Source organism: Poseidonibacter antarcticus (genome assembly GCF_003667345.1).
Lineage (GTDB): Bacteria > Campylobacterota > Campylobacteria > Campylobacterales > Arcobacteraceae > Poseidonibacter > Poseidonibacter antarcticus.
Genome location: NZ_RCWF01000014.1, coordinates 15359 through 30579 on the forward strand (window position 1 = coordinate 15359; position 15221 = coordinate 30579).

12 protein-coding genes are annotated in these 15221 nt (G+C 27.4%); 2 read left to right on the forward strand and 10 right to left on the reverse strand.

All coding sequences use genetic code 11. The annotated features are described in order from the left end of the window. Positions 1 to 2 precede the first annotated feature (2 nt). Genes peaD through peaA form a run of 4 tightly spaced genes read right to left on the reverse strand, consistent with a single transcriptional unit; the run spans position 3 to position 4465 of the window. Positions 3 to 1139, reverse strand: coding sequence for a quinohemoprotein amine dehydrogenase subunit beta (peaD, locus tag D9T19_RS12805; protein ID WP_121628640.1), 1137 nt, complete (start codon positions 1137 to 1139; stop codon positions 3 to 5). 11 nt (positions 1140 to 1150) lie between these two features. Further along, positions 1151 to 1474: a quinohemoprotein amine dehydrogenase subunit gamma gene (gene qhpC / locus D9T19_RS12810; protein ID WP_121628641.1), complete on the reverse strand. Its 324-nt coding sequence runs from the start codon at positions 1472 to 1474 to the stop codon at positions 1151 to 1153. Continuing rightward, the gene (gene peaB, locus D9T19_RS12815) at positions 1461 to 2864 is read right to left on the reverse strand and encodes a quinohemoprotein amine dehydrogenase maturation protein (protein WP_121628642.1); all 1404 of its coding nucleotides are present in this window, start codon (positions 2862 to 2864) and stop codon (positions 1461 to 1463) included. Before peaB ends, qhpC begins: the two co-directional genes overlap by 14 nt. A gap of 8 nt (positions 2865 to 2872) precedes the next feature. Then, the gene (gene peaA / locus D9T19_RS12820) at positions 2873 to 4465 is read right to left on the reverse strand and encodes a quinohemoprotein amine dehydrogenase subunit alpha (protein WP_162984588.1); all 1593 of its coding nucleotides are present in this window, start codon (positions 4463 to 4465) and stop codon (positions 2873 to 2875) included. Between the two features lie 271 nt (positions 4466 to 4736). On the opposite strand from peaA, the gene D9T19_RS12825 reads away from it, so the two are divergent. After that, complete coding sequence (locus tag D9T19_RS12825; protein ID WP_121628644.1) at positions 4737 to 5411, forward strand: TorF family putative porin; 675 nt, start codon at positions 4737 to 4739, stop codon at positions 5409 to 5411. Positions 5412 to 5425: 14 nt separating this feature from the next. Next, positions 5426 to 6265 carry a DUF6597 domain-containing transcriptional factor gene (locus D9T19_RS12830; RefSeq protein WP_121628645.1) on the forward strand — a complete coding sequence of 280 codons (840 nt, stop codon included), beginning with the start codon at positions 5426 to 5428 and terminating at the stop codon, positions 6263 to 6265. 11 nt (positions 6266 to 6276) lie between these two features. Here D9T19_RS12830 and D9T19_RS12835 read toward each other — a convergent pair whose 3' ends face one another. The 6 genes from D9T19_RS12835 to D9T19_RS12860 form a co-directional block, all read right to left on the reverse strand. Continuing rightward, on the reverse strand, positions 6277 to 9231 hold the full coding sequence (locus D9T19_RS12835) for a MutS-related protein (protein WP_121628646.1): 2955 nt from the start codon (positions 9229 to 9231) through the stop codon (positions 6277 to 6279). A gap of 1 nt (position 9232) precedes the next feature. After that, positions 9233 to 9652, reverse strand: coding sequence for a heme-binding domain-containing protein (locus D9T19_RS12840; protein WP_121628647.1), 420 nt, complete (start codon positions 9650 to 9652; stop codon positions 9233 to 9235). 4 nt (positions 9653 to 9656) lie between these two features. After that, positions 9657 to 9986 (reverse strand): thioredoxin family protein, encoded by a 330-nt coding sequence (locus D9T19_RS12845; RefSeq protein ID WP_121628648.1) that lies wholly within the window; start codon positions 9984 to 9986, stop codon positions 9657 to 9659. Next, positions 9952 to 11973 carry a DUF1538 domain-containing protein gene (locus D9T19_RS12850; RefSeq protein ID WP_121628649.1) on the reverse strand — a complete coding sequence of 674 codons (2022 nt, stop codon included), beginning with the start codon at positions 11971 to 11973 and terminating at the stop codon, positions 9952 to 9954. Before D9T19_RS12850 ends, D9T19_RS12845 begins: the two co-directional genes overlap by 35 nt. A gap of 133 nt (positions 11974 to 12106) precedes the next feature. Then, the gene (locus tag D9T19_RS12855) at positions 12107 to 13660 is read right to left on the reverse strand and encodes a 2-isopropylmalate synthase (protein WP_121628650.1); all 1554 of its coding nucleotides are present in this window, start codon (positions 13658 to 13660) and stop codon (positions 12107 to 12109) included. A 235-nt stretch (positions 13661 to 13895) separates the two neighbouring features. Continuing rightward, positions 13896 to 15182: a diguanylate cyclase gene (locus D9T19_RS12860; RefSeq protein ID WP_121628651.1), complete on the reverse strand. Its 1287-nt coding sequence runs from the start codon at positions 15180 to 15182 to the stop codon at positions 13896 to 13898. Between the last annotated feature and the right edge of the window lie 39 nt (positions 15183 to 15221).

Sequence of the window (15221 nt, forward strand, 5' to 3'; positions counted from 1 at the left end):
TTTTATTTAACTCTAAATACTTGAAGAGTTCCAGCTCCAACATCACCATCAGGTAAAACAATTGTTTTTATTTTTTCTAATGTTTCAGGATCATAAATAGCAACATGATTATATGTTCCACCTAAGTAAATTTTAGAAGCATCAGTAGAGAAGTTTATACAATAATATGTATGATCTAAATCAACTCTTTTTATTACTTTTTGATTTTTTCTATCAAATTTTGTTAAATCAGTTAAAACTCCATATAAAATATTTGAATCTTTTGGATTAGTCATTCCTGTAAACATAACAGTTTCTAAAGGAGCAAAATCTTCTTGTACAATTTCTCCCGTTGTTAAATCTAGTCTAGTTGCACCCCAAACAAATTGGGCTTCATCCATATTCATTTTATCATTTGGAAATTTTGCAGCTGTATACATAAGTAAAAATTCATTTGATACATTACCAATTGGCCACATAGCTAAAGTATCAGGAGATGAATAATTTTTTCTATCCCAATGTCTTGCTTTTGCAGCAATTGTAACTTCTTTTTTTTCTGGATTAATTTTATATAAATTAGCGCCAGATGCATAAATACTACCATCATCAGCAGTTGCCATTACAGTGATTTGTCTTGGAGCTTTAAAACTATTTATAGCTTTTGCTTCTAATCCATCATCTGTATTAAAAGTTTTAAATACAGGATCTAATACTTTATATCTATCTATTTGCATTTCCGTAGGATTTGAAATAGTATATAACTTTTTACCATCTTTACTTAAAGTAAATGAATAAAGAGACATTGCTCTTACATTATCATGTGAGAATTTTGCTTTAAAGAAATTTTCACAAGTATTTAAATCATACCCATAAACAGCACCCCAATTATCTTGTAATACATAAGCTTTTGTCCCTTCGGGTGAAATAATTATTCCCCCTGACATATAATCACCTTGCAACTTACAAGTTTTATATAATTTATCTGTTTTACCATCAATTATATGTAATACATTTTTTCTACTTATTGTTGCTAAATAATCTCTATCTTTTTTAAGTTCTAAGTTTTGTTCTTTTAAACTAGAAGTTGATGGTTGAGAAAAACTACAACCTGATATAAAGATACTTAAAATAAGTGTTGATAATATTAAATTTTTTTTCATCTTTAAACCTTTTAATCTTCATCTATTGGGAAAACAGAACTTAGCTTTCTCCAATCTTTTGAGCTTGAAGGAGATTTTGAACTCCAACCTGGGTTATTCATAGTATCTGGAACTTGTGTTGGCCACCAACATGGATCTGAACATCCATAAAGATCTGCTTCCATTGGTTGACATAAACCAGCAACTCCACCAAAGGCATCTACTTCCCAACCTGGATCAAATGTAGATGTACATCCAACAATACTTTGCATTGCAACAACTTCTTTCTCTGTTCCCTCTTTTATAGATTTATTTAATAAATCTGCTTTTGGATTTAAAGGTTTAAATAAGCCCATTTACATCTCCTTTTTCTTCTCTAAAATATAAGTCAAAAAACTCTGGATTATTATTTCTAATTTTTGAATATGCATATAATCCAAAATCTATCCAATCTCTCATAATATCGCAGTAGTGTAAAACTGCTTTTGATGGATCGTTATATCTAATATAACTTTCATGATAACAACCACCTGCACATAAATTTCTAATATGACAAGTTGAACAATCTCCATCATTTGTATTTAATCTTTTCTCAATAAAGTTTGATAATTTTGGTTTATCAAGTCCTGTTTTTACATTTCCAAAATTCCCAAAATCTGTTCCTGTAAATCTATGACATAAGTCAAAGTTCCCTTCATAACTTACTGCTAAAAGACCAACACCTGCACCACATGGTAGTTTTTTCTTTCTTCCCGCATGAATATCACCTAATAGTCTATGTATATTTGAAAATCCATTGAACTCACCTTCTAAAGCTGCATCAATATATTTTTCTCCCATTAGTTTAAATTCATTAAAAACTTTTAATAATTCATGTTCACTAAGATTAAATATTGCATCATCACTTGCAGTTGCAGGTGCAAATCCAACTTCTGCAAATTTTAAATCATTAAATAAATGATCCCAAATTTCTTCAATTTGTGTTACACCTCTTGTAAGTGTAACTCTTGCTCCAATTGGTCTATTGGTATACATACTTAAAAGTAATTTTACTTTTTTCCTAACTGCATCATAACTTCCAGTTCCTGCATTTGTAAGTCTTGTTTTATTATGAATTTCTTTTGGACCATCAATACTAATAGTTACACCAAATTTATAAGCTTGTAAATAATTAATAATCTCTTTTGTTAATAATGTTCCATTTGTTGTAATTGTAAAATCAACTAAAGCTTTTCTTTCTTGGAAGAACTTTACTGCATATTTTGTAACTTCTTGAATCAAGGTAAAGTTACTTAAAGGTTCTCCTCCAAAAAAAGTAACATTGTATATTGGCTGATTTGGTGCACCAGCATATAACTGGTCAATAGCTAATCTAGCCGTTTCAAATGTCATGTTTCCACTGTTATCTAATGTTTCTAAATCTGCTTTATAACAATATGTGCAACTTAGATTACATCCAGATGCGATATTTAAAATTAATGTAGTTGCTGGAAATTTTTTAACTTCTATATACTCATGCTTTTCTGGGTTTCCACCTACTATATTTAATTTTTCTAATTCAATAATCTCTTCTTTCGTAAAATCATTAATATCTATTTGATTTCCTTGAAGTTTATTAATTAGTTTTTCATTTTCTTCATCAAGTTCAAAAAGAGAAGTTGAAGGAACATGAAAAAGTAAATTTTGCTCATCTTTTCTAACAATTCGATAATTCTCTTTATTTATTTTTAATTCATTATTACTCATATTAACTCCTAATTAATTGGGGGATTAACCCATTTTTGAACAGTTACCATCATATGAGAATCTGCACTAAATATTTTATTTCCATCTTTATATGTTGCAATAACTTTAATATTACCAGCATTATTTGTACTAAACTTTCTTTTTGGATTTGGTCCTGCGAATGAAGGAGTAAATCTTCCACTAAAGGCATCCATTTCACCTACAAATTTAACATCTTGATCTGCTGCTGCTCTTTGATCAAAAGGAGCAATACTCCATTTAGCATCTACTTTTCCAATTGAGATATCATCATCTGTTCCAATTTTTCCATCAACTCCTGCTAAGTATCCAGTTGCTTCAAAAATTGCATGTTGTTTTGGCATAGCACCACCACCATCTCCAACTCTAGCTATTGCATAAGAAGGTAATACTTTTAAAGAATCAATTTTTTTATAAACAACTAATTTATCTTTAAAATTATTTGAACCAATATTTAAAGAGATTAGTTTAGAATCATATTTTGAACTAGCACTTACATCTAATACAATTTTATTTTTTGATTTTTCTAAAATCTTATTAAGCTTTAAACCAGTTGATAATTTCACTGATTTATCTAAGTTATTACCAAAGATTGTAATAATTCCATTTGTCCCAGCTTTAATAGATTTTGGATATATTCCTAAAATATTAGTTTTACTATTTGTACTTTTTACACCTTTAATACTTGCATATTCTTCAGAATGAAGAGTTTCAAACATACTTCCACTTAATTCATAAGTTTTTGGATTAACTGCAAATACTTGGTTATATTTTTTTCCATCAATACTTAATGTAGATCTAAACTCATAACCGCTAAATACATTTGCAATTCCACTTGCTTTAAAATCTCTTCCATCAGTAAATTTACCATCAAATGATACTTTATACTTATCTATTGAATCTTTAGAAAGGGTCATTGTTCCATAAAAATCACCATCACCTAATTTATGTCCAAATAAATTCCAAGTTCCTTCAAAATTTACTTTTTCTAAATTAAATTTTTTATCATTTCCATATTTTTTTGCTAACATTGGCGAAACTTCATTTATAGCAATATTAAACCAATCTCTATCTCTTGCTAATGCTTCGTATTCTAAAGTTGGAAATTTTCCTAAATGAAAGTTAACAAGATTTTTCCATTCGTCAAGTGTTCTTCTTTGTAATCCAACTCTAGCACCACTGTGACATCTAGCACATGATTCTACAAACATTGTATTTTCAAAATCTTCTTGATAATTAGGTGTTTTTTCTAGGATATATCTTAAGGGTTTAGTCTCTTCATAATTTAATCCTTGAATATCTGCTAAATACTTAACAACACTTTTTTCTTCTTCTTTTGTTAGAATCAGTCCATGATCCTTTTGCATTCTATCTACAGTCATAAACCAACCCTCAGGTGTTTTTCTTAAGTCAGAAATTCTGCTTAAACCCTCAGATGAATTAGATGTAGAGATATGACATGCTACACATTTAGTATCAAGTATAGTTTTCCCATCAATTATGCTTGATGCATTTAAACTAACTGTTCCTAACAAAAGACCAATACTTACTTTTAGTATTGAATTTAAACTTTTAGTCTTCAATTTTGCTCCTTTTAAACTTTCTACCAATATTAATTGATAGGAAAATTATAGAAGTTTAAAAAAATTATGTATAGAAAAAAAGCGACATTTCTGTATATAAATTATACATTTTAAAAGTTCATTTAATATTTTTCTTACATTATAAAAAAAACGACAGTTTTACATTATATTTTAAATTTAATAGTATTCTCTGTTCCTTTTTTAAACATTTTAAATTTAGAAAATAGTTTTATAGAGGTTATACTGTTAATATCTTATTAAAGGGAAAAGAATGATAAAAATAAAATCACTATTATTAAGTTCAATTATTGCCTGTGGAACTATTACAAATGTACAAGCAAGTAATATAGATGTTATTGCAAGTATATCTGGAACATCTAACTATATATCAAGAGGGATGACACAATCAAATGATAAAGGTGCTGTTTTTGTAGAAGGAACAGTATTATATGGAGGATTTTTTGGTGGACTTTGGGCATCAAATGTTGAATTTGAAGGTGCGGATGCTGATTCTGAGATAGATTTATACCTTGGTTATGCAACTGTATTAGGAAACTTAGAAACTTCTCTTTCTTATACTAGATTTTTATATCCTAATTCTAATGATATTCCTACTTTAGATGAAGTTGCTATAGAATTAGTTTATCCTATTGATAAATTATCTATTGGAGGTAAGTATATATGGGGTGTTTATACTGAAAATGATGGTGAAAAGTATGATTATTATGAAGGATTTGCTTCATATGATTTTGATATATTAAAACTTAATTCTAGTGCTGGTTCAATGCAAGATACAGGAGATAACTTTACAATTGGAATTTCAAAAGATTTTGAAATATCAGATACTGCATTAAATTTAGATTTATCTTATACAAAGTTTTATGATGACAATACTTCTAGTAATGACCAAGAAAATGTTTATGCTACAATTACCTATGCATTTTAATTAAGGAATTCTTTATGTTTAATTCAAAGATGTTTTTACCTGACTATAGATTAAATAATTGGATAAAAGTGTACTGGTTTTTAGAAGGAAGAGGAGTTGAAAATAGCTCTTCTTATAGACAAATACTACCAGATGGCTGTGCTACTATTGTCATAGTTTTAGATGGAGTAATGAACTTAAACCACTATAAAAATGGTAAAATAAAAAGAGGTATTCATATAGTCCCTCCTGTAATTAAACCTCATTATGACTTAATCAGTGATAATATTAATTTAATTGATATTCAACTAAATCCTAGTGTATTTTATAAACTTTTTAAAGTTCCCGTAAGTGAATTAGAGAATAAAATTTATTCATTTGATGATATTTCGCTAGATTTTGATAACTCTATTTTAGAGAAACTTTATAAGGTAAAGAATAATAAAACTAAGATGAACTCTTTACTTAATACATATATGATTGATTTATTTAATAAATTAGATTTTAAAGAAGATGAAATAATTTTAAGTATTAATGAACTCTATAAATTTGGAGATTTAAACAAGTTTTTTGCTAATCATAATCTATCTGTAAGACAATTAGAAAGGAAAGTAAAAAGCTACTCAGGATTAACTCCAAAAAATTTAAGTAAATTAGGAAGGTTTTATTCAATTTTAGAATATATGAAATTTAGACAATTTAATATAAAGTTTAGCCAATTATCACAAGAACATAATTTTTCTGATCAATCACATTTTATAAGAGAGTTTAAATCATTTTCTAATGAAACACCATCAAGATTTATTAAAGATACAAATAATTATCCACAATTTAACGGATTATGTCATTTAACTGAAATCATTCATCATAAATAAGTTTTATTTTTTTACTCAATCATTGAATAATGTAATTCCAAACCATTAGAAGTAGCTACAAATCCATTTACATTTATCGTTCCATCATGTACCATTTTGTGATGTTCTTTACATAAAGGTATTAAATTATATTTATGGTTTTGATTTATATGGCCTATAAATCCATCTTTATTTGCTGTATTTTGCTCTTTTATATGGTGTACATCATCACAAGCTTTTCCACAAATCACGCATGTTGAACTATAGACGTTTTTATTATATTTAGAAGTTTTACGTTGTGATAATCTTTCTACTGAATCATAATCATTTGTTAGTTTTTTTCTAATATCATTTGCTACAGATAAAAACTCTTTATCCATATGCAATGATTTTGCATACTCTAATCCATACATAGAAGAACCACTTCCGAAAGCTAATTTTCTATCAAAAATTAATTTGTCATCTTCATTATTATACATTACTGATAAATGAAGTGCTATTATATTTTTTAGTTTTTCAATCTCTTCTATTTCTGGTAACTGATGTAAATGCGTTGCAAATACAAAAATAGCTTCTAATTTTGAAAGCTTTAAAATAGAACTTGCAACTATTGATAATCCACTCATTGTTTCTGTACTATGAGATATTTCATCTCCTAGGATTAGTGATTTTTTTGTAGCTCTATTAAATATATTTTTTAATTCTAGCATTTCAACTGCAAAAGACGATAATCCTTTTGCGATATTATCAGCTCCACTTATTCTTGTATAAACTGCATCAAAAATAGAAAATCGCATTGATTTTGCAGGTACATAAAAACCTGCTTGTGCTAAAATCACTGCTATTCCAATTGCTTTCATTAAAGAGGATTTTCCTGATGAGTTAATTCCATATAATAAAACACCGTGCATTTTATTATTGTTTATATTTATAGGATTTGAGTTTTTAATAATTACATTATTTTTATACTCTTTAGATGCAAGACTAAGTTCGCCTAAAATAATATCATTTGGTACATAAATACCTTGCTCTTCATTTGATTCAATTATTGGATGTCTTAAATCAATAACTTCAATAAAGTTTTCATTATCTTTTGTTTTTACAATTTTTGGGCAAACATAATTATTCTTTTTCGCTGTTTTTATATTTGATACTGTTAAATCAACTTCTGCTATAAACTGGACTAATTCTTCTAAAACAGATGCAAACTTTTTCTCAAATTCTGCTATTTTCTCTTGAAAAACTAGTTTATTTAATTCAATGATTTTTCTTAAATTATGTACATATTTATCTGAAACCTCATCAGTTAATTTACAGAATACTTTTACTGAATTTGTTTGTACTTTTATATTAAAATCTTTAAATAATAATAGTTCATCATCAATTATAATATGTGAATTAAGTAATTTTTCTTTTATTAGATTAAATCTATTTTTTGTTAGTGTTAAAAAAAATCCTTCTTTATCTAATCTATTAATTCCTACAAAATTAGAATCTTCACTAGCATTTAAAAAACTTAAAATATGTGTTCTTAAAAGCTCTAATTTTGAATATAAAACATCATTTTGAGTATTTAATTCATCTATTTTAGTATTTATTCCACTATTTACCATATTTCCATCAACGTCTTTTAACATATATTTACCACAAATTGATAAGTCAAATGTTGAATCAATAGATTGTATAAATAGCTCTAGTTCACTACTTGAACAAGGTGGAGTAATAAACTTATAATTTTCCATAAAGCTTACAACTTCTTTTATACTAAGAAGTGAATCATATAAATAGTTTAATTCAAAAGGATGTAAACGATTTAGTTTAATTCTTCTTGTTAATCTTTCAATATCATAAATATTTGCTAACTCATTTTCAATTGGAAGATGATAATCATATAATTCTTTTGATAAAGCAAATCTTCTTAATAGCTCTTTTGGATCTTTTACAGGATGTGTTAATCTTTCTTTTAAAAGTCTTTTTCCCATTGCTGTTGAAGTATTGTTTATAAGTTTTATTAAACTTGGATTATGCGATGTTTCAATTATATTTAATTGCTCAATAGCATTATTTCCTAAATAAATATATTTACTAATATCTAATTTATTAGGAAGTGAGAGTTTTTGAATAATATTTGAGTCATGACCTATTACAAAATCTATTAATACACAAAGAGATTCTGTACTTAAAGGAACTCTTTCCATATCAAGATGTTCAATTGATGTTAATAGTGATTGAATATTAAATACATTTTTAAATAATTCATTTTGATAAGAAATTTTTGGTCTAAAAGAACCAATATGAAAAGTTTTTAAAGATAATTCTAAATAATCAATTACTTCTTTTTGATTTATATTTTTATCAGCAAAAGTAACTATAACTTCATTTGTTTTATGCATATTCATATAATTAAATACTTCATCTAATGCAAAAAATTTATCTTCACTTGTTCCGTGAACTTCATTGTAATAACATTTTCCAGTTGTTACATCAATAGCAGAATATCCAAGTAAATAAATACCTCTTATTTGATCTATCAAGATTGAAGTTATATTATTTTCATCTTGATTTAATACAAAATCAAAATTTGTGCCAGGACTTACAACTGTATCTAAGTATCTTGATACATTTGGTGGAACACCTTTTTGTTTGATTAATACTACTGTATATTTTTGTTCAGCAATTATTCTAGCTAAGTGCTTTTCAAGTGATATTGCAGGAACTCCTGCCATTATAGGGTTAGTTTGAGAGTTTTCTAAAATAGTTTTATTTTTTCTAGTTAATTGAATATTTAATAATTCTGCAATTTCTTTTGCTTTTCCTATTTGTTCTTCATCATTATTAACTTCATATACTTCAAAAAAAGTACCTATTTCAATAAGAACAAGAGTATTTTTTCCATACTTCTTTTCAAATAATCTTTGTAATTTGAAATATATAATTGTTAAAAGTGTTTTTTTATCACTTAATATTTCAGCTACTTCTTCTCTCACTTTATTTTCTAACTCCTGTCCATTTTCGTATTAGACTTCTTTGTTCTTTTGTTAAATCAGCTTCAGGATGAAGCCATATATAACTAGGCAATGGCATTACTGTATAAACTGTTCTATAAATAGCTTTTAATTCTTCTTGTTTTTCTTCTTGTGTATATGTTTCCCATATTGAAAAATTTAAAGCATCTCTTCCACTATTAACATGAGATGAAATAACCCATGAAGCAGGTGCAATTTGAGAATACCAAGGCCATTCTGCTTTATTTGAATGACAATCAAAACATGAACTTTCTAAAATCGAATAAACTTCCAAAGGTGCTTTTATCTCTTGATCTTTTATTATTGCTGTATCACTTTGCTCTACTCTTATAAACTGCATTACTAAAAATATTACAAAAAAAGTTAGGAGTGTTTTTTTCATTTTTTTACTTTTCCATTAAATTATATGGTCTTTTTAATTCTTGAATAAAAAGTGGAACTGACATATTTCGTCCCTTTCTAAAAAACTCTTTTTTATCAAAAAATACCAATATTGTAGGTATAGAAAATACCGTAAAATGACTTGTGATTTCTTTATGTATATCTGTTTTCACTTCATAAGTTTCAAATAAAGGAAAATTCTTTTTTACTTCTTCTTCAATTTTTGGTTTAAGTACCTTACAAACAGGACAATTTTCACCTGAGAAATAAATTAATACTGGATTTCCTGTATTAATATATTTAAGCGTTTGAGTTAGATTTTCTATTTGTTTCATAGCTATTTTCCTTTTCTTCATCAAGACAAGTAATAGGCTCATCTTTTTTTAAATTTACTTGATAAGATTGTTCTTTAAAAATATCTTCTTTTGACAAAGAGATACCTTTCATATGAGATAAAGGGAAAGCAAAAGCAATACCTTTTCCACTTGTAGTAATATGAAGAGAATGAATTACTGATTTTACAACATCATTTACTAAATACTTTGGAAGTAAAAAGAATAATAATGCTTCATTCGCTTCAAAAGATGTTCTATAAAAATTAGCCATTTCATCAAGTCCAATACCATCTGCACTAAGAACAGTAACACCAGAAGCACCTGCTTTATGTGCAGCTTGAATTGCATCGAGTTTTTTATCAATAGGAACAATGACTACAACTGCTGAAAACTCTAATGATAAAGAGTGTCTTGTTGTTGAACCATCAATATTAATTGTTGCTAAATCCATATTTTCAGCATCAGCTAAATTATCATGAAGTAAATCTTCTTTTTCAATTTGGCTATCTGATTTAATACCAAATTTTTCAGTCAAAATACCATAAAGCATTACTGTAATCATTGGAAAAAGTGAAGCAAAAGCAATTAATCCAAACCCATCAATTAAAGGAGATCTGCCTTCAATATTAGTAGCTAATCCAATACCAAGTGCTGCAACTAAAGGAACTGTAACTGTTGAAGTTGTAACTCCTCCTGAATCATAAGCAATTGGAATAATATATTTTGGAGCTATAAAAGTAAGAATAATCACAACAAAATATCCTACAATAATATAATAATGAATATGTCCACCATCTACAATTCTAAATGCTCCTAAAGCAATACCAATTGCAACACCAAGTGCTACAAATAATCTTAGAGCAAAATCATTAATTTTACCATCTGAAATATCTTTTGCTTTTTTCGCAATTGCCATAAGTGCTGGTTCTGCCATAGTAGTTGAAAACCCAATAGCAAATGCAAATGCATAAATCATTAATACAGAATTTGACTTAGTAAGTTGATATGCCATTGTCTCACCAAGTGAGAATAGCCCCATTTCAAGTCCTAGAATAAATGCATATAAACCTAAAATCACTAAAGTAAAACCTAAAAATACAGTTTTTATATTATGTATTGGTTTTTTTAATACTGCATATTGAAAAAACAGAATAATAGCTAAAATAGGAATAACATCTTTTACAACAGCTAAAATTCCAAAAATAAGAGATTTTAAAGTAATATCTGTTGGTGAAGAAACAATAGGATTTATTACAATATTTGCAACAGTATGTGCATCAACTAGATTATAAACAGCTATTCCATAAATTTGTACAAAAATCATAGGTGTTAATGAAGCAAAAGCAATAAGTCCAAAACCGTCAATTACTGGATTTCTTCCTTTTATATTTGAGGCTAGTCCAATACCAAGTGCAGCAACTAAAGGAACTGTAACTGTTGAAGTAGTAACTCCACCTAAATCATATGATAATCCAATAATTTCAGGAGGTGCAAAAAATGTTATACTAACTACTATAATATATCCAGTAATAATATAATAATGAATAGGATGACCTTTAATAATCCTAAAAACACCTAATAAAATTGCGAATCCAACAGAACCTGCAACAACAAATCTAAGAATCGTAGCATCAATTCTACCACTTGATATAGAAGCTGCTTTATCAGCAATTACAGCAAGTGCAGGTTCTGCTATGGTTGTACCAAAACCAATCAGAAAGCCAAAAATTAGAATCCAAGTAATCCAGCCAGATTTTGCAAAATCTCTTGCTAATCCTTCTCCAATTGGAAATACACCAATTTCAAGACCTTGTAAAAATATTGCTAAACCAACACCAACAATACCCAAGCCTATAGCTGTATTTACCCATCCATCTGGAACTGTTTGTATAATTGCTAATTGAAAAAATAAGATAACTATTATAATTGGAAGTAAATCCCTAAAAGATTCTTTTAAAAGTTTTAAAAAGAAGTTAAACTGCATCATCTAATATCATATCCCTTATAATTACTCTAAATTATTTAATTTAGATAAATAGATATAGTATACAGTCTTTTTAATAAATTATTGATATGTATCAAGGCAGTTAATATAAAGCAGATTTAACTGCTTTATATAATTATACTTGATGAGAAGTTTGTTTTGATAATCTTTCTTTTTGAGAAAGATATGAGTTTAAAGCACTAATATATGCTTTTGCAGTTGCTAACATAGTATCAATACTTAAACCATGTCCTACAAATGCAGGCGAGTTATCATCAAAAGAAACTCTTGTAGTAACTTTTGCTAATGCATCTTTACCTTCAGATACTGATGTAACTTTATAATCTTTTAATTCACCGTTATATCCAGTTAATCTATCAATTGTTTTAAATATTGCATCCATTGTTCCATCACCAATAGCTGCATCTCTCATAATTTGATCTTGGAATTTAATCGCAACAGCTGATGTTGGAACACCATTTGAACAGTCTGAAATTTGTAATCCAACTAATTCATAAGTTTTATCTTGATTTAAAGCTTCATCTGTGATTAACATTCTAATATCATCATCTGTTACATCTTTTTTCTTATCAGCTAAAACTTTGAATCTTTCAAAAGCAGCATTTAACTCTTCATCTGTTACTTTATCAAAACCAAAGTGTTCAATTTTATCTCTAAACGCAGCACGACCTGAATGTTTACCTAAAATTAATGTAGATTCTTTAAAGACACCAACATCTTCAGCTTTCATAATTTCATATGTTTCTTGATGTTTTAACACACCATCTTGGTGAATTCCACTTTCATGTGAAAATGCATTTTTACCTACAATTGCTTTGTTTTGTTGTGGTTCTACACCTGTAACTGTTGCTACCAATCTAGATGTAGGATAAATTTCGGCTGTATTAATTCCTGTATATAAATCTCCAAAAGCATCTTTTCTAGTTTTAATAGCCATTACTGCTTCTTCTAATGCAGAATTTCCAGCACGCTCTCCTAAACCATTGATTGTAACTTCAATTTGTCTTGCCCCATTCATAACTGCTGCTAAAGTATTAGCTGTTGATAATCCTAAGTCATTATGATTATGTACAGAAATAATTGCGCGATCACCTGCAAAGTCTGATAATTCTTTAACCATTGCACCTAATTCGTTTGGTAATCTATAACCTACAGTATCTGGTAAGTTAATAGTTGTAGCACCTGCAGTCATTACAGCATCCATTACTTCTTTCATAAAAGAAATATCAGATCTTCCTGCATCTTCTAATGAAAATTCAACATCGTCAACAAAAGTTCTTGCATATTCAACTGCATGAATTGCTCTTTTGATTACTTCATCTTCACTCATTTTTAATTTATATTTCATATGAATCGGTGAAGTTGCGATAAATGTATGAATTCTATGTTTAGGTGCTTTACAAACGGCTAAACCTGATTGTTTAATATCATTATCAATTGCTCTAGATAAAGAACAGATTGATGAGTTTTTCACTCTTTCAGCAATTCTACTAACAGCATCAAAATCCCCTGGACTTGCTGCTGCAAAACCAGCTTCAATAACGTCAACACCTAACTTTTCTAATTGTAAAGCAATTTTAATTTTTTCTTCTGTATTCATTGAACAACCAGGTGATTGTTCTCCATCTCTTAACGTTGTATCAAATACTATAATCCTATTTTTGTCCATTGTGCACCCTTTAATAATGTATGTTATTATAACTTTTTTTAAATAAAAAAAGAAAAACTGTAATGTATCTTGTTGATTTGTAAAAGTCTAATTTATAAAAATTAGAGAGAGGTTGTAAGTAGCAATGAAGAGTTAACACTTTTGATGAAATGGTTATTACAAAAATTAAATATTTTCATAGAACTCTCCTTTTGATTTTAAATATGCATAAGTATAATTAATTTAAACTATTTTGTCAAGAGTTTGTAGAGAATTCTGAAAGAATAACTTGATTACGCCCTTTCATTTTTGCTTCATATAAAGCAACATCTGAATATTTATACAATGTCTCTTCATCAGTCAGTTCAAATGCATTTTGAATAATAACACCAGCGGAAATAGTCACAAAATCACTATTTTCACTATTTTTATGCTCTATTTCTAATGCTTCAATTTCATTAATGATCTCTTGAACATGAAGTAAAGAATCTTTACTTTTAAAACCTGAAAAAATTAAACAAAATTCTTCTCCTCCAATTCTAAATGCAAAATCACTTGATCGTCCAGTATTGCTTTTTAAAACTTTTCCAATCATATATAAAACTTTATCACCCATAGGATGACCATAAGTATCATTGTACTTTTTAAAATGGTCAATATCTATACTCACTAAGGTAATTGTAGAATTTTCTCTTTTAACTCTTCTTATTTCTTGGTTTAAAATAGTATTAAAATGCCTTCTATTAAAAAGTTTTGTTAAATCATCTTCTATAATTAATTGTTCTAATTTCTTTTTACTTGTAATATCATTTCTAATAGCTATATAATTAGCAATTTCATTATCTTCAAAGACTGGAGTAATTGTTAAATTTGCCCAAAATTCTGTGCCATCTTTTTTTCTATTTTTAATTTCTCCTGTAAATCTTTTACCTGAAGTAATAATATTCCATATATTCTCATAAAAACTGTTAGGTGTTTGTTTATCTTTTAATATTCTATGTTGTTTTCCAATTAATTCATCTTTATCATATTGTGTAAATTCACAAAATGCATTACTTGCATCAATTATTACACCATTTTTATCAGTAATTGAAATAAGTACATTTTCATCAACAATTTTTAAAAGATTCTCTTTTTCTAAAAGTTTATTTTGGAAATAACTATCACTAACACAATCTTGAACATCTAAAATCATATTTATTAAATTAATTGGTTTTATTACAAATTTACAAATTTTAAGTTCAATAGCTTTTAGAAAATATTCTATATCTGAGTATGCAGTAGTAATTATAATAGGTACAGAAGTTGGACCAATTTTTTTTATCATCTCAAGACCATTCATTCTTGGCATTTGAATATCTGTGATTAAGATATCAGGTTGTAATTCTTTAAAAAGTTTAAGTCCATCTTCTCCGTTATTTGCTACATGAAAATACTTAACGTATTTCTCAAAATAAAAAGAAACTTCTTCACTAATCATTTCTTCGTCTTCAACATAAAGAACAGTAATGTTACTTAATAATGTTTTATTTATTTTTTTCAAAGCTACTTCTTTATGAATTATTTATTTTTTCTTCAAAGT